The sequence below is a fragment of the Mesorhizobium sp. M2A.F.Ca.ET.042.01.1.1 genome (genome assembly GCF_003997405.1).
In the GTDB taxonomy this organism is placed as follows: domain Bacteria; phylum Pseudomonadota; class Alphaproteobacteria; order Rhizobiales; family Rhizobiaceae; genus Mesorhizobium.
Genome location: NZ_RZRX01000102.1, coordinates 1 through 20,938, shown reverse-complemented (window position 1 = coordinate 20,938; position 20,938 = coordinate 1). Strand labels below are relative to the sequence as shown.

At 64.3% G+C, this 20,938-nt stretch carries 19 protein-coding genes and 1 pseudogene; 15 read left to right on the top strand and 5 right to left on the bottom strand.

From position 1 onward, the window contains the following. The 6 genes and pseudogenes from EOA23_RS17225 to EOA23_RS17200 form a co-directional block, all read left to right on the top strand. Positions 1-212 (top strand): annotated as a pseudogene (locus tag EOA23_RS17225) (slipin family protein); the annotation flags it as partial. 193 nt (positions 213-405) lie between these two features. After that, positions 406-687 (top strand): acyl carrier protein, encoded by a 282-nt coding sequence (locus EOA23_RS17220; protein ID WP_040981809.1) that lies wholly within the window; start codon positions 406-408, stop codon positions 685-687. A 115-nt stretch (positions 688-802) separates the two neighbouring features. Continuing rightward, positions 803-1,990 carry a beta-ketoacyl-ACP synthase gene (locus EOA23_RS17215; RefSeq protein ID WP_127305011.1) on the top strand — a complete coding sequence of 396 codons (1,188 nt, stop codon included), beginning with the start codon at positions 803-805 and terminating at the stop codon, positions 1,988-1,990. Positions 1,991-2,017: 27 nt separating this feature from the next. Further along, complete coding sequence (locus tag EOA23_RS17210) at positions 2,018-3,289, top strand: beta-ketoacyl-ACP synthase (protein ID WP_126060315.1); 1,272 nt, start codon at positions 2,018-2,020, stop codon at positions 3,287-3,289. 37 nt (positions 3,290-3,326) lie between these two features. Then, positions 3,327-4,355, top strand: a complete 1,029-nt coding sequence (locus EOA23_RS17205) for a zinc-binding dehydrogenase (RefSeq protein ID WP_127305010.1) — start codon at positions 3,327-3,329, stop codon at positions 4,353-4,355. Positions 4,356-4,375: 20 nt separating this feature from the next. Next, a complete protein-coding gene (locus EOA23_RS17200) occupies positions 4,376-5,368 on the top strand; it encodes a lipid A biosynthesis lauroyl acyltransferase (RefSeq protein ID WP_127305009.1) in 993 nt (330 codons plus the stop codon). Positions 5,369-5,387: 19 nt separating this feature from the next. On the opposite strand, the gene EOA23_RS17195 is transcribed toward EOA23_RS17200, so the two are convergent. Next, positions 5,388-5,819 carry a L,D-transpeptidase gene (locus EOA23_RS17195; RefSeq protein ID WP_126060311.1) on the bottom strand — a complete coding sequence of 144 codons (432 nt, stop codon included), beginning with the start codon at positions 5,817-5,819 and terminating at the stop codon, positions 5,388-5,390. Positions 5,820-6,080: 261 nt separating this feature from the next. Between EOA23_RS17195 and EOA23_RS17190 the strand changes: the two genes are divergently transcribed. The 5 genes from EOA23_RS17190 (at position 6,081) to EOA23_RS17170 (ending at position 12,416) form a co-directional block, all read left to right on the top strand. Beyond that, on the top strand, positions 6,081-7,358 hold the full coding sequence (locus tag EOA23_RS17190) for an acetylornithine deacetylase/succinyl-diaminopimelate desuccinylase family protein (RefSeq protein ID WP_127305008.1): 1,278 nt from the start codon (positions 6,081-6,083) through the stop codon (positions 7,356-7,358). Between the two features lie 115 nt (positions 7,359-7,473). Next, a complete protein-coding gene (locus EOA23_RS17185; protein WP_127305007.1) occupies positions 7,474-8,955 on the top strand; it encodes an ABC transporter substrate-binding protein in 1,482 nt (493 codons plus the stop codon). A gap of 28 nt (positions 8,956-8,983) precedes the next feature. Beyond that, a complete protein-coding gene (locus EOA23_RS17180; protein ID WP_127305006.1) occupies positions 8,984-9,931 on the top strand; it encodes an ABC transporter permease in 948 nt (315 codons plus the stop codon). Continuing rightward, the gene (locus EOA23_RS17175; RefSeq protein WP_127305005.1) at positions 9,928-10,797 is read left to right on the top strand and encodes an ABC transporter permease; all 870 of its coding nucleotides are present in this window, start codon (positions 9,928-9,930) and stop codon (positions 10,795-10,797) included. Before EOA23_RS17180 ends, EOA23_RS17175 begins: the two co-directional genes overlap by 4 nt. Further along, entirely contained in the window at positions 10,794-12,416 is a 1,623-nt protein-coding gene (locus tag EOA23_RS17170; protein ID WP_127305004.1) for a dipeptide ABC transporter ATP-binding protein, read from the top strand. The genes EOA23_RS17175 and EOA23_RS17170 overlap by 4 nt, the downstream gene beginning before the upstream one ends. Before the next feature lie 17 nt (positions 12,417-12,433). Here the strand turns inward: EOA23_RS17170 and EOA23_RS17165 are convergent, their stop codons facing one another. Further along, positions 12,434-12,865 (bottom strand): TerB family tellurite resistance protein, encoded by a 432-nt coding sequence (locus EOA23_RS17165; protein WP_112127794.1) that lies wholly within the window; start codon positions 12,863-12,865, stop codon positions 12,434-12,436. A gap of 201 nt (positions 12,866-13,066) precedes the next feature. Between EOA23_RS17165 and EOA23_RS17160 the strand changes: the two genes are divergently transcribed. Both EOA23_RS17160 and EOA23_RS17155 read left to right on the top strand, forming a co-directional pair. Then, positions 13,067-13,852, top strand: coding sequence for a TSUP family transporter (locus EOA23_RS17160; protein WP_127305003.1), 786 nt, complete (start codon positions 13,067-13,069; stop codon positions 13,850-13,852). A 51-nt stretch (positions 13,853-13,903) separates the two neighbouring features. Beyond that, positions 13,904-14,074 carry a hypothetical protein gene (locus tag EOA23_RS17155; RefSeq protein WP_127305002.1) on the top strand — a complete coding sequence of 57 codons (171 nt, stop codon included), beginning with the start codon at positions 13,904-13,906 and terminating at the stop codon, positions 14,072-14,074. Positions 14,075-14,517: 443 nt separating this feature from the next. On the opposite strand, the gene EOA23_RS17145 is transcribed toward EOA23_RS17155, so the two are convergent. Both EOA23_RS17145 and EOA23_RS17140 read right to left on the bottom strand, forming a co-directional pair. Then, the gene (locus EOA23_RS17145; RefSeq protein ID WP_127305001.1) at positions 14,518-15,990 is read right to left on the bottom strand and encodes a cobyric acid synthase; all 1,473 of its coding nucleotides are present in this window, start codon (positions 15,988-15,990) and stop codon (positions 14,518-14,520) included. Beyond that, positions 15,990-16,607 (bottom strand): dimethylsulfonioproprionate lyase family protein, encoded by a 618-nt coding sequence (locus EOA23_RS17140; RefSeq protein ID WP_127305000.1) that lies wholly within the window; start codon positions 16,605-16,607, stop codon positions 15,990-15,992. The genes EOA23_RS17145 and EOA23_RS17140 overlap by 1 nt, the downstream gene beginning before the upstream one ends. 139 nt (positions 16,608-16,746) lie before the next feature. Between EOA23_RS17140 and EOA23_RS17135 the strand changes: the two genes are divergently transcribed. Continuing rightward, on the top strand, positions 16,747-17,913 hold the full coding sequence (locus EOA23_RS17135; protein ID WP_127304999.1) for an isobutyryl-CoA dehydrogenase: 1,167 nt from the start codon (positions 16,747-16,749) through the stop codon (positions 17,911-17,913). A gap of 24 nt (positions 17,914-17,937) precedes the next feature. After that, a complete protein-coding gene (mmsB, locus tag EOA23_RS17130; RefSeq protein ID WP_127304998.1) occupies positions 17,938-18,822 on the top strand; it encodes a 3-hydroxyisobutyrate dehydrogenase in 885 nt (294 codons plus the stop codon). Positions 18,823-19,144: 322 nt separating this feature from the next. On the opposite strand, the gene EOA23_RS17120 is transcribed toward mmsB, so the two are convergent. Further along, positions 19,145-20,524 carry an aspartate aminotransferase family protein gene (locus EOA23_RS17120; RefSeq protein ID WP_127304997.1) on the bottom strand — a complete coding sequence of 460 codons (1,380 nt, stop codon included), beginning with the start codon at positions 20,522-20,524 and terminating at the stop codon, positions 19,145-19,147. Positions 20,525-20,938 lie beyond the last annotated feature (414 nt).

Below are 20,938 nucleotides of genomic sequence, written 5' to 3'. Positions count from 1 at the left end.
AGCAGGCCGAGGCCAACGTCATCCGCCGCCGCGAGGAGACGAACGCCACGCGTTCGCTGCTCAACACGGCCAAGGTGATGGCCGAGAACCCGGTGATGCTGCGGCTGAAGGAGCTCGAGGCTCTGGAGGCCATCGCCGGCAAGGTCGAGCGGCTCACCGTCCACAACGGGACGGGCGGGCTGCTCAACGATCTGGTCAAGCTCCGCGACTGATGCATGTCGCCCAGCTGACGCAGCGTAAAATGGGAAGGGCCGCCGGTTCGAACGGCGGCCCTTCTTGCGTTCCCAAAGGCGGCGTCCCATCTGCTCCCGGCGCATCAGGCCTTTTCCTGCCGGGAAAAACCGATTAGACAGCGCCCAAAGCAAGATGCGGACAGATTCCGCCCGCAACCCGAAGGAAGAGCCCTTGTCCACCACGTTCGAGAAAGTCGCCAAGATCATTGCCGATACCAGCGAGATCGATATCGACACCATCACGCCCGAGAGCCACACGATCGACGATCTCGGCATCGACAGCCTCGATTTCCTCGACATCGTCTTTGCCATCGACAAGGAATTCGGCATCAAGGTGCCGCTGGAAAAGTGGACGCAGGAGGTCAATGACGGCAAGGCCTCGACCGACGATTACTTCGTCATGAAGAACCTGTGCGCCAAGATCGACGCGCTGGTTGCGGCCAAGAACGCCTGATGTCCACGGCGAGCGCGAACTTGACGCGCTCCGCGCATGACCCCGAAATCGGCATCGATTTTCGGAAAGGATCATGCGCAAAATCAAAAAGTCGCCTGCCCCACAACGGCCGCCCATGAGTTCCCACGACGTCGTCATCACCGGCATCGGCCTTGTCTCCTCGCTGGGAGAGGGCCCGGATGCCCATTGGCAAAAGCTTACGCAGCCTGGGTTCCAGCCGGTGCTGGATGCGGAGCGTTTCGCCCCCTATACCATTCATCCCCTGCCTGAGATCGACTGGAACCTGCAGATCGCCAAGCGCGGCGACCAGCGCCAGATGGAAACCTGGCAGCGTCTCGGCACCTATGCCGCCGGCCTTGCGCTGGACGATGCGGGAATCAAGGGCAATGACGAGCTTTGCACGACCATGGACATGGTGGTGGCGGCCGGTGGCGGCGAGCGCGACGAGGCCGTCGACGCCGCGATCCTTGCGGCTTCCGAAACCCGCAACGACCGCGACGTGCTGCTCAACGAGAAGCTGACCACGGAACTGCGGCCGACTTTGTTCCTGGCCCAGCTCTCCAACCTGCTCGCCGGCAACATATCGATCGTCCACAAGGTCACCGGTTCCTCCCGCACCTTCATGGGCGAGGAAGGCGCCGGCGTCTCGGCCGTCGAGACGGCCGCCGCGCGCATCCGCTCGGGACAGTCGACCCATGTTCTGGTCGGCGGCGCCTTCCAGACCGAGCATTCAGACATGCTGCTCGGCTATGAGCTTGCTGGCTACCTGCATCGCGGCCCCTGGAAGCCGGTCTGGCAGCGCCAGGGCTCAGAAGGCGGCGGCGTGGTCACCGGTTCAGGCGGCGCTTTCCTGGTCCTGGAGCAGCGCGAGCACGCGAAAAGCCGCGGCCGAAGGATCTATGCCGAGCTCGGCCCCATCGTGTCCGGCCGCGCCAGACGACGCCTGGGCGAGTTGGATGCCGAGGTCGTGGCCCTGCTGAAGCAGGCCGTATTGCCCGCCGGCGAACTGCTGACGATATCCGGCGCTTCGGGCGCCCATGCAGCCACGGCCGCGGAGAAAGCGGCGCTCGACGCCAATCCGGCGCTCGCCGTGCGCGGCTTCTCGACGCTGACCGGCCATATGAAGGAGGCGCAATTCCCCTTCGCCGTTGCCCTCGCGGCCATGGCGATCGACCGCAAGGGCGGTTACCCCGTTTTCGATGCCGCAGCCGAGAAGCCGTTTGACGGTGCGCCGAAGACAGTCCTTGCAACGGCGATCGGCTATCACCAATTCGAGGGCATGGGGCTGATCAAAGCGGCCTGAGTACCATCGAGGCTGTCAGGACAAAACATGGCCAATCTCAAAGACCACATGGGCAGGCCGGTCGTGGCCGTCACCGGCATCGGCGTCGTGACGTCGCTGGGCGTCGGCAAGACCGACAACTGGGCGGCGCTGACGTCCGGCAAATCCGGCATCCATCCGATCACCCGCTTTCCGGTCGATCACCTCAACACCCGCATTTCCGGCATGGTCGACTTCCTGCCGTCGAGCTCGAAGGGCGCAAGCCACCTCACTTACGAACTGGCCGAGACCGCGGCCCAGGAAGCCGTGTCGGAAGCAGGCCTCGATTCCGGCGATTTCGGCGGCCCGCTGTTCCTCGCCTCGCCGCCGGTCGAGCTCGATTGGGCCGACCGTTTCTCGCTCTACAATTCCGACAAGAAGGATGGCGGTTCCGAGAGATTGCTGCGCGTCGCCCGCGCGTTGAAGGAACTCGACATCTTCGAAACCACCCAGTTCGGCTCGATCGCCGACCGACTGGCCGACCGCTTCGGCACGCGCGGCCTGCCGATCACGCTGTCGACCGCATGCGCTTCAGGCGCCACCGCCATCCAGCTCGGCGTCGAGGCGATCCGGCGCGGCGAATGCGACAAGGCGCTGTCGATCGGCGCCGACGGCTCGGCGACGGCCGAGGCGCTGATCCGCTTCTCGCTGCTTTCTGCCCTGTCCACCCATAATGACATCCCGGAAAAGGCGTCGAAACCCTTCTCCAAGGATCGCGACGGCTTCGTGCTCGCCGAAGGATCTGGCGCGCTGGTGCTGGAATCGCTGGAAGCCGCCCTGGCCCGCGGCGCGACGATCCTCGGCATCATGCGCGGCTGCGGCGAAAAGGCGGACGATTTCCACCGCACCCGCTCTAAGCCCGATGCGTCGCCGGCGATCGCGGCGGTGCGCGCCGTCCTTGCCGATGCGGGCATGAGCGAGGACGAGATCGAATATGTCAACGCGCACGGCACCTCGACGCCGGAAAACGACAAGATGGAGCATCTGTCGCTGTCCACGGTGTTCGGCGAGCGTATCGGCTCGATGCCGGTCTCGTCGAACAAGTCGATGATCGGCCACACGCTGTCGGCCGCCGGCGCGGTCGAGGCCGCCTTCTCGCTGATGACCATGCGCGAAAGCGTCATCCCGCCGACCATCAATTACGACAATCCGGATCCGGCTATTGTCCTCGACGTCGTCCCGAACAAGAAGCGCAACGCCGAGGTCGGCACGGTTTTGTCGAACTCTTTCGGCTTCGGCGGCCAGAACACCTGCCTTGTCATGGCGCGGGAACCGGTCTAAGCGGACGTTTTCCCGCTTTTGACAACTGACAGGCCCTATGCGCGCATTGCAACTTATCGAGGACCGCCGTCTCGAAACGGCGGACCTGCCGTCTCCCCCGCCGCCTTCGCTCGGCGAAGTGACGCTGCGCATCAAGGCGGTGGCGCTCAACCATATCGACGTCTGGGGCTGGCGCGGCATGGCTTTCGCCAAACGCAAGCTGCCGCTGGTCGTAGGCGCCGAAGCTTCCGGCGAGGTCGAGGCGGTCGGTCCAGGAGTCTCCAACCTGCTGCCGGGGCAGTTGGTGTCGATCTACGGCGCGCGCACCTGCGGGCTGTGCCGCGCCTGCCGGGAAGGCCGCGACAATCTCTGCGAGCACGTTTCCGGCGTCCACGGCTTCCATCTTGATGGCTTCGCCCAGGAAAAGATCAACCTGCCGGCGCGCCTGCTGGTACCCGCTCCTCCCGGCGTCACCGAGATCGGCGCGGCAGTCGCGCCCGTGACTTTCGGCACGGTCGAGCACATGCTGTTCGACAACGCCAAGCTGGAACCCGGCGAGACCATTCTCGTCCATGCCGGCGGCTCCGGCATCGGCACCGCCGCCATCCAGTTGGCCAAGAAGATGGGCTGCACGGTCATCACCACGGTCGGCTCGAACGACAAGATCGACAAGGCGAAGGGGCTCGGCGCCGACCATGTCATCAACTACCGTGAGGACCGCTTCGAGGGCGTCGTGCGCAAGCTGACGAAGAAGAAAGGCGTCGACGTGGTCTTCGAGCATGTCGGCGCCGACACCTTCGCCGGCTCGATGCTGTCCCTGAAGCGCGGCGGCCGCCTCGTCACCTGTGGTTCGACCTCGGGCGTGTCGACCCAGGTCAATCTGATGCAGCTCTTCCAGCAGCAGCTGAAGCTGCTCGGTTCCTTCGGCTGCCGCATGGAGAACATGGCCAACGCCATGCAGAAGATGGCCGCCGGTCTCGTCGCCCCCGTCATCGATACCGAGGTGGGTTTCGACGACATCGATGCGGCGCTGACGCGCATGGAAGGCCGCGACGTCTTCGGCAAGATCATCCTGCGCGTCTCCTAAAGCAGTTCCAGGAAAGGCGGATGGTCGGCAACGCGCTCAGGAAAGCCCGCCGGGACTTCATGTTTCGCTACGGCCTGCGGCTGCGCCAGATGGAGCACTGGCTGGTCGCCAGGCTCGCCATGGGGTTGCTGTCGCTGCTGCGCCTGTTGCCGCCGGACAGCGCGCTCAACTTCGCCGACCGCGCCGCCCGCCGGGTCGGTCCGATGGTCGGGCGCCACCGGGTCGCGGTCAACAATCTGCGCCTGGCCTATCCGCAAAAGAGCGACGCCGAAATCGAGGCCATCGCACGCGACATGTGGGGCAACATGGCCCGCCTGGCGGCCGAATACATCTTCCTCGATGCATTGTTCGACTTCGACCCGGACGCTTCGAAGCCGGGCCGGGTCGAGGTTCGCGGCATCGAGCATTTCGTCGCGATCGCCGCCGAGAAGAAGCCTCACATCCTCTTCACCGGTCATCTCGGCAATTTCGAGCTGCTGCCGGTGGCCGCGGCCACGTTCGGCATGAACATCACCGCGCTGTTTCGCCCGCCGAACAATCCTTATCTCGCCGATTACATCCATTCGACGCGCCGCTCCTCGATGGGCGCGCTGCTGCCCTCCGCCGCCGGAGCCTCCTTCGCCCTCGCCGCTATCCTGGAAAAGGGCGGCAATATCGGCGTGCTGGTCGATCAGAAATTCTCAGGCGGCGTCGAGACGACTTTCTTTGGCCGCCCATGCCAGACCAACCCGATGCTTGGCATGTTGGCCCGCCACTACGACTGCGATGTCTACCCCGCCCGCTGCGTCAGGCTGCCGGGCAACCGCTTTCGTCTGGAGATCGAAGACAAGCTGGACCTGCCGCGCACAGCTGACGGCAGCGTCGACGTCGATGCCGCCACCCAGCTTCTCACCGATGTGGTCGAGCGCTGGGTGCGTGAGGACCCAGGACAGTGGATGTGGTTCCACAAGCGTTGGGAAATCAGCGGCCGCCGCCGCAAGCGCGCAAAGGCGAAGACAGCAGCTGGCCAATAACTGGCCGGCATTATCGCAATCAGTTGGTGACGACGATCCGCGTGTTGCCGAAGCCGGCTTCCTTGACCATCGCGTAGAACGTCGCGGCGTTGGCCGGATGCAGGCGCACGCAGCCATGCGACGCCGGGCGACCGAGATGTCTCACCGCCCCGGTGCCGTGAATGGCGTAGCCGCCGTGGAAGAACACGGAATACGGCATCGGCGAGTTGTCATACTTGCGCGAATACCACATCCGGGCGGTCCATTGCGGCCGGTAGCTGCCGCGCGGCGTGAAATAGCCAGGTCGCGCCGTCGATACGCTCCAGCGGTAGAGCACCTGGCCATATTTGCTGACGGTCATGGTCTGCGACGAGACGTCGATATTGGCGACCAGGTTGGCTGCCCGGCTTGCGACGGACATGCCGAACAACGCTGTCGCCAGCACGGTTGCCATGAGAACGAACTTTTTCATGCGATCAAACCCCTTTGATTGCCCCTGCCATTGACGCGGTTTTTCCATCTTTTTGCCGGCAGATGCGTTAAGTACCACACACTCCTTGACGAATCCGCCAATCCAATCCGATGAATTTGAACGATTTTCCCGGCATGGTTGCCACCTCGACACGCACCCTCTGAAGTTTAAGCGCGAGCGTTGGGCCATCTCCCGATCGTCGTGTGGCAATGTGCGACTGGTTGCTTGCAAAAGTGCTGCGTTCCTTCTTCAATCCACCGAATGAGTGAACGACTTTTCAAGGCGGTCGAGGACCGGACAGACGACTTGGTTGCGCTGACCGCGGACCTGATCCGCTTCCCGACCGTCAATCCGCCCGGCGAAGCCTACCGGCCATGCGCCGAGTTCCTGGGCGCCCGGCTGAAGAAACTCGGCTTCGAAACCGAGTTCATCCGTGCCGAGGGCGCGCCAGGCGATAGCGACCGCTATCCGCGCGTCAACGTGGTCGCCCGCCTCGACGGCCGCTCGCGCGGCCCCTGCGTGCATTTCAACTCGCATATCGACGTCGTCGAGGCCGGCGACGGCTGGACCGTCGATCCCTTTGCCGGCGTGGTGAAGGATGGCAGGGTCTATGGCCGCGGTGCCTGCGACATGAAGGGCGGCCTGGCGGCCTCGGTCATCGCCGTCGAAGCCTTCATGGAAGCCTATCCCGGCTTTCCCGGCGCCATCGAGATCTCGGGCACGGCAGACGAGGAATCGGGCGGTTTCGGCGGCGTCGCCCATCTGGCCAGGCTCGGCTATTTCTCCAAGCCGAAGGTCGACCACGTCATCATACCGGAGCCCTTGAACAAGGACCGCATCTGCCTCGGCCATCGCGGCGTCTGGTGGGCCGAGATCGAGACCAAGGGCGAGATCGCGCATGGCTCGATGCCGTTCCTCGGCGACAATGCGGTGCGCCATATGGGCGCTGTGCTGCAGGCTTTCGAGGAGGAACTGTTCCCGGCGCTCGACCGCAAGATGACACGCATGCCGGTGGTGCCGGAAGGCGCCCGGCGCTCGACCATGAACATCAATTCCATCCATGGCGGCCAGACCGAGGATTTCCGGCCGGGGCTTCCCTCGCCCAACGTGCCGGATTGGTGCCGGCTCACCATCGACCGGCGCTTCCTGCTCGAAGAGGATATCGCCACCGTCAAGGGGGAGGTTACCGGCATCCTGGAGCGGCTGAAACGCGAGCGCAAGAAATTCGACTATGAGATCCGCGACCTGATGGAGGTGCTGCCGCTGATGACCGAGCGCGACGCGCCAGTGGTGAAGGCCGTCGCGAAGGGAATCATGGAGGTGTTCGACCGCGAACCCGACTATGTGATCTCGCCCGGCACCTACGACCAGAAGCACGTCGCGCGCCTCGGCCACCTCTACGACTGCATCGCCTATGGCCCGGGCATTCTCGATCTCGCGCATAGGCCAGACGAATGGGTGGGCATCGCCGACATGGTGGAATCGGCCAAGGTGATGGCGATCGGCCTCAATGTGCTCTTGCGCGGCACGGCCGGCTAGTGGGCAAAAACATTCCGCCTGGCGCCGCCCGGCAGCACGAAACGCAATTTACTCGCGCGCCAAATCACGCTTCTATCCGCCAGCTTGAGCATGTTTGAGCAATGGGAGTTCAGCGATGAGACTGTGGAAGACCATCCTGGCCGCGGCTGTGCTGTCGCTTGCCGCCGCCACCTCGGCCTTTGCCGCGCGCACCGACCTCACGCTCGGCATCGTGCTCGAGCCGCCACATCTCGATCCAACCGCCGGCGCGGCCGCGGCCATCGGCGAAGTCACCTATGCCAATGTCTTTGAAGGGTTGACGCGCATCGACGACAACGGCCAAGTTCAGCCCGCTCTCGCCGAGAGCTGGGCAGTCTCCGACGACGGCAAGACCTACACGTTCAAGCTGCATTCCGGCGTGAAGTTCCACGATGGCTCGGCCTTCAGCGCCGACGACGTGAAATTCTCGCTGGATCGTGCGCGTGCCAAGGATTCGCTCAATCCGCAAAAGCAGCTCTTTGCCCACATCACCGATGTCACGGTGGTCGATCCGTCGACCGTCAAGGTCACTCTCGACGGGCCGCAGGGCAGCTTCCTTTACGACATGGGCCAGGTTGCGGCGGTGATCGTGGCGAAGGGGTCGGCTGACGGCAACAAGGACAAGCCGATCGGCACCGGTCCCTTCAAGCTCGATCACTGGGCCAAGGGTTCCGAGATCACGCTCGTCAAGAACCCGGACTACTGGGGTACAGCCGCCGCGCTCGACAAGGCTACATTCCGTATCGTCCCCGACGTGGCCGCAGCCGTCCCCGCCTTGCTCTCGGGCGACATCCAGGCTTTCGCCAACATGCCCGCACAGGACGCGCTCGGGCAGATCCAGTCCGACCCGCGCTTCAGCGTCGTGATCGGTTCGACCGAGGGCGAGACGATCCTGTCGATCAACAACAAAAAGCCGCCCTTCGACAAGCTCGCGGTGCGGCAGGCGCTCGCCTCGGCGATCGATCGCAATGCCATCATCGCAGCCGCTTCGAACGGTCTTGGAAAGCCGATCGGGTCTCATTTTTCGCCAGGCGACGCGGGCTATGTCGATCTCACCGGCGTCTACCCGCACGACATCGCCAAGGCCAAGGCGTATCTGAAGGAAGCAGGGCTGGAGAAGGGCTTTTCGGCCACGATCAAGCTGCCGCCCGTGCCCTACGCACGCGACGGCGGCCAGATGATTCAGTCCCAGCTGAAGGAGATCGGGGTCGATCTGCAGATCATTCCGGTCGAATGGGCGGAGTGGCTGAGCCAGGTCTTCACCAACAAGGACTACGACCTGACGATCGTTTCCCATGTCGAGCCCAACGACATCGATATCTATTCGCGGCCCAGCTATTATTTCCAGTATGACAACCCGAAGTTCAACGATGTCATCAAGGCGCTCGGCACCACGGTCGACAAGGACAAGAGGCTGGAGATGCTGGGCGAGGCGCAGAAGATTCTCGCCCACGACGTGCCCGCCGTCTACCTGTTCGAGCTGCCCAAGATTGGCGTCTGGGACGCCAAGCTGCAGGGCATGTGGACGAACTGGCCGATCGAGGCGGATGACCTCACCAAGGTGAAGTGGACGGATTGAGGGCGGCGCGATCGCCCGATCGCTTCCCATGACCGCCTATCTCGTCAAACGCCTCATCATCGCGGCCCTCACGCTGGTGCTGGCCTCGATGGTGGTGTTCGCGGTTATGGAGGTCCTGCCCGGCGATCCGGCGCGGCTGATGCTGGGCCTCAATGCCAGCGCCGACCAGGTGGAGTTGCTGCGCAACCAGATGGGGCTGAACGCACCGCTGCTGCTGCGCTACCTGCACTGGGCAGGAGGCTTGCTCAGCCTCGATTTCGGCCGTTCCTACACCTATTCGGTGCCCGTCATCGACCTGGTGCGCGAGCGCATCGCCGTCTCCCTGCCGCTGGCGCTGATCGCGCTGGCGCTGTCGACCATCATCGCCATTCCGGTCGGCGTGTTCTCGGCCAGCCGCCAGGGCCGCGCCGGCGACACGCTCGCCATGGGTGCCGCCCAGCTCGGCGTCGCCGTGCCGAATTTCTGGTTCGCGCTGATGCTGATCTATCTGTTTGCCGTCTGGCTGCACCTCGTTCCCGCCGGCGGCTTCCCGGGCTGGAATGCGGGCATCTGGACGGCGTTGAAATCCCTGATCCTGCCGGCCGTGGCCCTAGCGCTGCCGCAGGCGGCGATCCTGGGGCGCGTCGCCCGCTCGGCGCTGATCGAGGTGCTCAACGAGGACTATATCCGCACCGCGCGCGCCAAGGGCCTGCCCTACCGCGCCGTGCTGTGGCGCCATGCGTTGCGCAACGCCATGCTCCCGGTGCTCACCATCCTCGGCCTGCAATTCGCCTTCCTGCTTGCCGGCACCATAATCATCGAGAATGTCTTCTACCTGCCTGGCCTCGGCCGGCTGATCTTCCAGGCCATCACCCAGCGCGACCTGATCGTGGTGGAAAGCATCGTCATGCTTCTGGTCGCCGCCGTGATCCTGATCAACCTCCTCGTCGATTTCTCCTACGCCATCGTCGACCCGCGCCTCAGAGGCCGGCAATGACCATGCGCATCGACCTCCCCGAGGAAACCCTTGCCGGCGTGCTGGCCAAGGCCTTCGGCAACCGCTCTTTCCTGATCGGTCTGGTCATCACGTTGCTGATTCTGGCTGTCGCGCTCGTCTCCTTCGTCTGGACGCCTTACGACGTCACCAGGCTGGTGATCGCCGACAAGGCCCAGGCGCCCTCTTGGGCACACTGGTTCGGCACCGATCATTTCGGTCGCGACATCCTGTCGATGGTCATGGTCGGTGCCCGCAATTCGATCGCGGTCGCGCTGGTCGCGGTCGGCATCGGCATGGGCATCGGCGTGCCGCTCGGCGCTCTGGCCGCCGCGCGGGGCGGACTGGCCGACGAGGCGCTGATGCGCGTCAACGACGTCGTCTTCGCCTTCCCTGCCCTGCTTTCGGCGATCATGATCACCGCGATCTTCGGCCCCGGCGCCGTCAACGCCATCATCGCGATCGGCATCTTCAACATACCTGTCTTCGCGCGCGTCGCCCGCGCCGGCGCGCTGGCAATCTGGCCACGCGAATTCATCCTCGCCGCGCGCGCCGCGGGCAAGGGCATGACGCGCATCACCGTCGAGCACATCCTGCCCAATATCGCGACGCTGCTGCTCGTCCAGGGCACCATCCAGTTCGCGCTCGGCATCCTCGCCGAAGCCGGGCTTTCCTATGTCGGCCTCGGCGCCCAACCGCCGATGCCGAGTTGGGGCCGCATGCTGTTCGACGCGCAGACGCGCATGGTGATCGCGCCCTGGATGGCGATCTTTCCCGGCATGGCGATCGTCATTACCGTGCTCGGGCTGAACCTTCTCGGCGACGGCATCGCCGACATCCTCGATCCGAAATCGCGGCGGCGCCGATGAGCCTGCTCGGGATCGAGAACCTGTCGCTTACGATCGGCGCCACGCCGATTCTCAAAGGTGTGGAACTGACAGTCGCGCCCGGCGAGGTCGTCGGCCTTGTCGGCGAATCTGGCTCCGGCAAGTCGATGACGGCACTGACAATCATGCAGCTCCTCCCTCATCTGGCGCGCGCCGAGGGTCGCGTGACTTTCGACGGCATCGACATCCTCGGCGCCACCGAAGACCAGATGTGCGCCTTGCGCGGCGACGATATCGGCATGGTCTTCCAGGAGCCGATGACGGCGCTGAACCCGGTCAAGACGATCGGCGAACAGGTCGCCGAAGGTATCCGCTGGCACGCCAAGGCGAGCCGCGCCGAGGCCGAGGACCGCGCGCGAAAAATCCTGGACCGCGTCGGGCTGCCGGAAGCCAAATTCCCGCTGTCGCGCTATCCGCACGAACTCTCCGGCGGCCAGCGGCAGCGCGTCGTCATCGCCATTGCCTGCGCGCTGAAGCCAAAGCTCCTGATCGCCGACGAGCCAACGACGGCGCTCGACGTGGTGTTGCAGGCGCAAATCCTCGACCTGTTGCGCGATCTGGTCCGCGAAAACCGCATGGGCCTGCTGCTGATCTCGCACGACCTCGCGGTTGTGACCGAGATGGCCGATCGCCTGACCATCCTGCGCCGTGGCGAGGTGACGGAAGCCGGCGAAACCGCGCGCACGCTGTCCGAGCAGCAGCATCCCTACACGCGCGAGCTGGCGCTGGCTTCCATGCACGTGCCGTCGCGGCCGAAGCCGCATCTTGCCGGGTCGGCAAAACCCTTGCTTGAGGTCGAAGGCATCGGCCGGGACTATCCGGGCCGGCGCAAATCCCTGTTCCGGCCGGCGCAGCCGATCCGCGCCGTCGACAATGTCTCGCTCACCATCGAGCCCGCGCAATCCGTGGCGCTCGTAGGCCGCTCGGGTTGCGGCAAGTCCACGCTTGCCCGCATGATCCTCGCCCTGGACAAGCCGACGGCGGGCACGATCCGCTTTGGCGGCGAAGCCATCACGGGTAAAGCGGAGGCCGAGCTGAAGCCGGCCCGGCGCGACATGCAGGTCGTCTTCCAGGATCCCTACGGCTCCTTCGACCCGCGCCAGAAGGTGGAGAAACTGGTGGCCGAGCCGCTGCATCTTCTGGAAAAGCAGCCGACGCAGGCCGAGCGCCGCGAGATGGTCGCGCATGCGCTGCACGAAGTCGGGCTCGGTCCGCGCGACATGGACAAGTATCCGCATGAATTCTCGGGCGGCCAGCGCCAGCGCCTGTCGATCGCCCGCGCCATCATCACCCGCCCAAAGCTGGTGGTGGCCGACGAGCCGGTCTCCGCGCTGGACGTCTCCATCCGCGCCCAGATCCTCGACCTTTTCGCCGAGCTCAACCAGAAGCTCGGCATCGCCTATCTCTTCATCACCCATGACCTGACCGTCGCCCGGGCCATGGCTGACGAGGTGCTCGTCATGCATGAAGGCAAGATCGTCGAGCGCGGCCGGACCGCCGACGTGCTCAACCATCCCAGCTCGGAAGCGGCGCGAGCGTTGGTCGCGGCGGCGCCCGATCTTCACCGAGCCATCGCGCGACGCATGCAGGAACAGGGCTAAGCAGCCGGCCGGGCCGGCTATTCCTCTGGCTTCACCAGATCGACCGGGCTGATATCGAGCAGGTCGAGCGTGCGGCGCAGCAGCTTCACCTCACTCTCCGCCAGCTTGGAATCGGCCTTGGCGATCTCGGCCATATGGCGCGCGAGCAGCTTCCGGCGCTCGACATCAAGGTCGCGGAACAGCGCGATCGCCTGCGAGCCATTGGTCTCGTAGCCATAATCGTTGAGATATTCGATGACGCTATCGATCGAGGTTTCGGGGATGCCGAAGGCTTCCTTGCAGATGTGGCGGAAGACGACCATCTCGCTCTCCGAGACCGAACCGTCGGCCAGGATCATGCGAAACAGCATCAAAAGCTCCGCCGAAAGCACCGGGTCATCCGCCACCTTGCGAACGCCCGGGTCACCGTCGAAGATCGAACGTATCTGGTCGAGCAGCGCCATCGCCATCAAGCTCCCCTTTCCGATTCCACCTGATTGTTAGAGCAATTCCAGGAAAAGTGTGAAGCGGTTTTCCGTCCGGAATTGCGGCAAAGCAACGGACAGAGCGGTTCGGCGTGTAACGGCGAGCCGCTCTGGCTTGGAATCGCCCTTGCGCAAACGGGGCGAGCGTGGTGGAAGCTGCGGTTTCCTTCCAGGCATCCCTCCCCGATGATCGATCTTACCCTGCAGACCGTCCTCATCCTGATTGCTGCCGCCTTTGCGGCCGGCTTCGTCGACTCGATCGCCGGCGGCGGCGGGCTGATCACCATCCCGGCGCTGCTGCTCGCCGGCTTTTCGCCGGTCGCAGCCCTTGGCACCAACAAGCTGCAAGGCATGTTCGGCTCCGGCTCGGCCACCATCCACTATGCCGCCAACGGTCAGGTTGACCTGCGCCGCCAGCTGCCGTCGGCGCTGCTGGCGCTGGCCGGCGGCGCGGTCGGCGCGCTTTTGGCGACGGTCGTCCCCGGCGATTTCCTGCGCGCGCTGCTGCCGCTGCTCCTGATCGCCATCGCGCTCTATTTCGCGCTGAAGCCGAACATGGACGACGTTGACCGCGCCGAACGGCTGTCGCCTTTCCTGTTCGGGCTGATCATCCCGCCGCTGATCGGTTTCTATGACGGCGTGTTCGGCCCCGGCGCAGGCTCCTTCTACATGCTCGCCTTCGTCACACTTGCCGGCTACGGCGTGCTCAAGGCGACGGCGCACACCAAGCTGCTCAATTTCGCTTCCAACATCGGCGGCTTCGTCGTCTTCGCCGCCGTCGGCGTCATCGACTGGAAGGTCGGCCTGATGATGGGCGCAGCACAATTCATCGGCGCTCGCGTCGGCGCGAGCCTTGCCATCCGCATCGGCGCCAGGCTGATTAAGCCGCTGCTTGTGGTGGTCTGCCTGGCGCTCGCCGCGAAGTTGCTAACCGACCCGGCCAATCCCCTGCGCCAGCTAATTGGTATGTGACCGCACCGCTGGTAGAATAAGCGCGCGCGAATCATGTTGGAGGGACTAGACATGAATCTCAGTGCACCTACCCAGATCGTGTTCATTATTTCGTTGGTCATCGCCGTTATCGGCCTTCTTGCCGCTCTTGGCGTTGTTGCATTCATTCCGCTTGCGTCCGTTTGGATCATGCTCATCGCCTACATCGTACTCGCCGCCGGCTGTTTGATGCGCGGCGCTTGAAAATCGCAGATCTCAGGCAACTCGGAGCGCCCGGCCCCTGCCGGGCGCTTTTGATTTGAGGACGGCCGCGAGTTCATCTGCCTCGACCCCGACGGCAATCTCTGGTCCTTCGGCACCTATTGGCCGAAAACGGGGGAAGGGGTAAGCACTTGTAGCAGACGCTCGAGATTAGCCGAGGCGTCCCCAACTTCGTCATCCACGGGCGGAGCGGGAGCGAAGCGGACGCGTAGACCCGAGGATCCATTCCGTGAGCTCGATCGAAGGGCGCAGCGGAGCAGAATTATGCATCGTTGCGAAACGTTGAAGTAACGGAATGGATCCTCGGGTCTGCGCTGCGTCGCATCGCTCCTTGCTCCGCCCGTGGATGACGACGGGAGAGGCGTTGCGGCCAACCGCCGAGCTGGGACTCCATCAACGCGGCGCTAAACGTCTGATTCGAGCACCTATCGCGCCAGGCCAAAGATCGCCTCGCAGTCGAGATGTCGTTCCAGCTCGGCCGCGACCTCGTCCAGCGCCTTCTCGACCTCGGCGCGATAGTCGATGCCGCCGCCTTTGACGCCAAGTCTCTCCAGATAGGCGGCGCGAAAGGCGTCGGCGGAAAACAGCCCATGCAGGTAGGTGCCGATAACCTTGCCGTCGGCGGAGACCGCGCCGTCCTCGGCGCCGTTGAGGATCGTCGACGGCCGCGCCGTGTCCGGACCGGTGGTGCGGCCGAGATGGATTTCATAGCCCTCGAGCGGCAGGCCGAACTGCACCGACTGGGCGCTTGAATTGCGCAGGGTCTTTTCCGGCTCCATCACCGTTTCTATATCGAGCAGGCCGAGGCCCTCGGCCTCTCTCACGCTGCCCTCGATGCCGTCGGGATCGCGCACCATGCGGCCGAGCATCTGATAGCCACCGCAGATACCGACGACATGGCCGCCGCGCTTGCGGTGGGCGGCAAGATCGCGGTCCCAGCCGTTCTCGCGGAATTTGATGAGGTCGCCGATGGTCGATTTCGAGCCGGGGATGACGACCAGCCCGGCATCTTCCGGCAGCCTCTTGCCCGGCGGCACGAACACCACCTCGACCTGCGGCTCGGCCTTCAGCGGATCGAGATCGTCGAAATTGGCGATACGCGCCAGCATCGGCACCGCCACCTTCAGTGCCCGCCTCTCGCCGGACGCGAGGCGTTCGAGCACGACGGAATCTTCGGACGGCAGCCGCCCGGCCGTCTTCAACCATGGCACGACGCCGAAGCAGCGCCAGCCGGTGAATTTCTCGATCGCCTTGATGCCGTCGTCGAACAGCGAGACGTCGCCGCGGAACTTGTTGATGAGATAGCCGGCGATCATGCGCCGGTCTTCTTCCGGCAGGATGAGATGCGTGCCGGCGACCGAGGCGATGACGCCGCCACGATCGATGTCGCCGACCAGGATCACCGGCACATTGGCGCGCGTCGCAAAGCCCATATTGGCGATGTCGCGGCTGCGGAGATTGATCTCGGCTGGCGAGCCCGCGCCCTCGACAATGACTAGGTCGGCCCCCTCGCCGACCTTGGCCCAGGAATTGAGCACCGCGTCCATCAGCCTGGCTTTCATCGCCTGGTAGTCGCGTGCCCGCGCCTCGCCAAAGACCTTGCCCTGCACCACCACTTGCGAGCCGATGTCGCTTTGCGGCTTGAGCAGCACCGGGTTCATGTGCACGGTCGGCCGCACGCCGCAGGCCAGCGCCTGCAGCCATTGCCCGCGGCCGATCTCGCCTTCGCCGGCTGTATCGCCCGGAATGTCGGCGACGGCGGCATTGTTCGACATGTTCTGCGGCTTGAACGGCCGGACCTTCAGCCCGCGATTCTTCGCGGCGCGGCAAAGCCCGGCCACCAGCACGGTCTTGCCGACATCCGAGCCGGTGCCCTGCAGCATGATCGCTTTTGCCATCAGCCCCTGCCTCTCAAGTCGATCATCGGGCCGATGATCGACTTCTGCGCCAATGGCCCGCCGCGCCAGAGATAGAGCGCCATCAGCGGCTCCTTGCCGGTGCGCATGGCATGGCTGACATTCGACGCATGGTGGATCACCTCGCCGGCATCGCGAACATGGAACCCGCCCTCGCCCATTCGCCACCCGGTGCCGCCGGTGAGCGGGATGTAGATTTCTTCCGCGATGTGGTGGTGGTCGGGATAGACGATGTCCGGCCCGAGGATCAGCAGGCCGCCCGCGACCGCATCATTGACGAAATGCCCTCGCGTGCCGAACACTTCCAGCCAGCCGTAATTGTCGACGAAATCCTGCCCGAAATCGGCGGCCGTATAGGTCTGCCCCCAGCGCAATGCGCCCCGGTGGTCGGCGACGAACAGCGCCAGCGGGCTGGCATCCGGCGGCGCAAGCGCGGCAATGCGGTCGAGATGGCCAAGGCAGGCAAGCGCGCGCGGTTCGAGAGGACGGACAGGCATATTCCAGCCGATGCGCGCGACTTCGTCGGCGACCAGATCGTTATCGACGCTGGCGAGATAGGCGTGGAATCGCCCCAGCAACCCATCGAAAATTGTCGGCACGCAAGAACTCCGTTAGTCATTCCATGCACAGCCGGTTCTCAACGGCCCGGGTTGCGCGGCGGCATCATTGGTCTAGATTGAACGGCGCGCAAAGCCAAAAACGACAGGCCAGAAGGCCTGAAACGACAGGGAGCACGCCATGGACGCTGCAGTCGATGCGGGCACTGGCCAGTTCGAACTCAATGAGGAACAGCGCGCCATCCAGGAGATGGCTCAGGCCTTCGCGGCGGATCGCGTTGCGCCCAATGCGCTCGACTGGGACAAGGCAAAGCATTTCCCCGCCGACGTGATCCGCGAGACCGGCCCGCTCGGCCTCGGCGGCATCTATGTGCGCGACGATGTCGGCGGCTCGGCGCTTGGGCGGCTGGACGCGGTGCTGATCTTCGAGGCGCTTGCCCATGCCGACCCGGCTTTTTCCTCGTTCATCTCGATCCACAACATGGCGGCCTCGATGATCGACCGCTTCGGGTCGGACGAGCAGCGCCAGCGCTTCTTGCCGAAACTGACCTCGATGGAGTGGCTGGCGAGCTATTGCCTGACCGAGCCGGGCTCCGGCTCGGACGCCGCCGCGCTGAAGACGCGCGCGGTAAAGAGCGGCGGCGATTATGTTCTCAACGGCGCCAAGCAGTTCATCTCCGGCGCCGGCGACAGCGACCTCTATGTCGTGATGGCGCGCACTGGCGGCGACGGCCCGAAGGGCATCTCGACCTTCGTCGTGCCCAAGGATGCGCCGGGCCTGTCCTTCGGCGCCAACGAGCACAAGATGGGCTGGCACATGCAGTCGACTCGCCAGGTCATCTTCGAGGATTGCAAGGTGCCGGTCGAGAACCTGCTGGCCGCGGAAGGCGCCGGCTTCGGCATCGCCATGGCGGGCCTCGACGGCGGACGGTTGAACATTGCCGCCTGCTCGCTCGGCGGTGCGCAATCGGCGCTCGACAAGGCGCTTGCCTATACTGCCGAGCGCAAAGCCTTCGGCTCCAAGATCAACCAGTTCCAGGCGCTGCAGTTCAAGCTGGCCGACATGGAGACGGAGCTGCAGGCGGCCCGCATCTTCCTCTACGCCGCCGCTTCCAAGCTCGACCGCAAGGCGCCGGATGCCGGCAAATGGTCGGCCATGGCCAAGCGCTTCGTTACCGATATCGGCTTCGACATCGCCAACCAGGCGCTGCAATTGCATGGCGGCTACGGCTATCTGCACGATTACGGCATCGAGAAGCTGGTGCGGGATCTGCGCGTCCACCAGATCCTCGAAGGCACCAACGAGATCATGCGCGTCATCATCGCGCGCTCGCTGATTGGGCGCTGACGGCAACAAAATCGGGAGAAAACGATGGCAACCATCGCCTTCATCGGCCTCGGCAACATGGGGAATCCCATGGCCGCCAACCTCGTAAAAGCAGGCCATGCGGTTCTCGGCTTCGACCTTGTGCCAGAGAACCTTGCCGTCGCAAAGGAACATGGCGTGACCGTCATGGCCAATGCCGTCGCCGCGGTGAAGGACGCCGATGTCGTCATCACCATGCTGCCTGCCGGCAAGCATGTGCTGTCGGTCTATGAGGACATCGCGCCCAAGGCAAAGAAGGGTGCGCTGTTCATCGATTCCTCGACCATCGATGTCGAATCGGCGCGCAAAGCCCATGCCATTGCCGCCAAGCACGGCCTGCCCTCGATCGACGCCCCCGTCTCCGGCGGCACGGGCGGGGCCACGGCAGGCACCCTCACCTTCATGGCCGGCGGTTCCGACGAAGCCTTCGCCGCCGCCGAGCCGATCCTGAAGCCGATGGCCAGGCGCATCGTTCATTGCGGCGGCGACGGCGCCGGCCAGGCGGCCAAGATCTGCAACAACATGATTCTCGGCATCTCGATGATCGGCGTCGCCGAAGCCTTTGTGCTCGCCGAAAAGCTCGGCCTGTCGCACCAGGCGCTGTATGACGTTGCCTCGACCTCGTCGGGCCAGTGCTGGTCACTCACCACCTATTGCCCGGTGCCCGGCCCTGTGCCGGCCTCGCCGGCCAATCGCGACTACAAGCCGGGCTTTGCCGCCGCGCTCATGCTGAAGGACCTGAAACTGTCGCAGGAAGCCGCGCAAAGCGCGGGCGCCGTGACCCCGCTCGGCGCCGAAGCCACGCAGCTCTACGCCCTGTTCAACGCGCAGGGCCACGCAGGCGTCGATTTTTCCGGCATTATTAATTTTCTGCGCGGCGATAAAAGCTAAGCGACTGCTTTAGAACGACTATTAGCGCTTTTTTTGAACACGAAGCCGGCAAATTTAGATTTGCTTAAGGTCTCGATAACGCACCGGTAACGATGTGCCTTTAAAACGGACTGCGAGGCGGACAGCGCGTCCGCCCGGCGCTCCGGATCAGGTCTCGCGTACCGGAGCCCGTAAGTTTCGCAAGTGTTTCGTAGCGAAACGCCATGCGTATCTGGCAAAGCCGCGTTCCCATTGGGGCGCGGTTTTTGCGTTTTGGAAGCATCGCGCACGACGCCCAGGAATGGACCGGGCGCCCATTGAGGAGCGCCCGTACAATATCCCCTCAGCGCTTCCGCAGATCCGCATCCGCGAGATCGAGCGCCTTCGCGATCCGCTCGCAGGCCATGTCGATCGTGTCGCGCGTCCAGATCAGCGGCGGCGAAAGAATCATCGTGTCGCCGGTGGCCCGCAGCATCATGCCGTTCGCGATTGCATGGTCGCGCACCACGACCGCCGCGCTTCCCGACGGCAGATAGCGTTCCTTGGTCGCCTTGTCCTTGACGATCTCGATCGCGCCCATCAGGCCAATCGAACGCACCTCGCCGACCAGCCTGTGCCCGGCGATCCGCTCCTGCAGCGCCTGCGCGAAATACGGGCCGGTGTCGTTCTTGACGCGCTCGACCAGCCCCTCCTTCTCGATGATCTCGAGGTTCTTGAGCGCCACCGCGCAGGCCACCGGATGGCCGGAATAGGTGTAGCCGTGATAGAACTCGCCGCCCTTCTCGACCAGCGTGCTCGCGACACGATCGCCGACCAGCAGCGCCGACAGCGGCTGGTAGCCCGAGGTCAGCGCCTTGGCGGTGGTGATCGTGTCGGGCTCGATGCCGAAGGTCTGCGCCGCGAACCATTCGCCGGTGCGGCCATAGCCGGTGATGACCTCGTCCAGCATCAACAGCACATCGTATTTGCGGCAGATGCGCTCGACTTCCGGCCAGTAGCTCATCGGCGGGATCTTCACCCCGCCGGCGCCCATCACCGGCTCGCCGATGAAGGCGGCGACCTTGTCGGCGCCGGCTTCGAGGATCGCGTCCTCGACCGCCTTCGCCGCGCGGATGCCGAAATCATGGTCGCTTTCGCCGGGCAGCACCAGCTCATAGGCATAGGGCATCATAACATGGACGATGTTGGGCACCGCGCCGCCGAGCTGCTTGTGCATCGGCTCCATGCCGCCGAGCGACGTGCCGGCGATGGTCGAGCCGTGATATGCCATCTTGCGCGAGATGATGCGGTTCTTGTCGGGCTTGCCTTCGAGTGCCCAATAGTGGCGCACGAGCCTGAGCGCCGTGTCGTTGGCCTCCGAGCCGGACGAGCCGTAGAAGACCTGGCTGACATGCTTGGGGGCTAGCTCCGCCAGCTTCTTCGACAACAGCACCGGCGTCGGCGTCGAGCATTTGAAGAAGGAGTTGTAGTAGGGCAGCTCCTTCATCTGCGCGTAGGCGGCCTCGGCCAGTTCGTCGCGGCCATAGCCGACATTGACGCACCAAAGGCCGGCCATGCCGTCGAGGATTTCGGTGCCGTCGGCGTCGTAGATAAACGGTCCCTTGGCATGGGTGATGATGCGCGAGCCAGCCTCGCGCAGCTCCTTGTGGTCGGTGAAGGGATGAAGGTGATGCGCGGCGTCGATCTGCTGAAGCTGCTTCAGCGAATAATTCTGATAGGTCATGGATTTGGTCTTTCCTCTTGAATCAATCCGGCAGCAGCCGGGGCGGATTCTCAGAGGAAGGCGGGCGGCGAATAGCCGATGCGGGCGCAAAGCCGCAACAACTCGGCGCGAAGGGTCCGCGGTGACGGCGTCACCGCGACCCCGAAGGCGCCTGATGTGCTGAAACGGATCATGGCGGCAGCTTATGCCGCCCGAGGCCCAAAATTCAAGTCGTGCCAAGGTGTGTTGAGATTCAGGTCAGGCCGAGCCGAAAATGTCGGTTTCCGAGAACCGGAGCGGAGCGTACCTAAAGTACGTGTTGGGGTGGACGGCCCCCGACGGCATCACAATGTGCCAGAATGAGGTCGTTGCAGATCTCATCAAGGGAGACCGTCCGTGGATAAACTTATTCGCATTGGCATGGATACGTCAAAG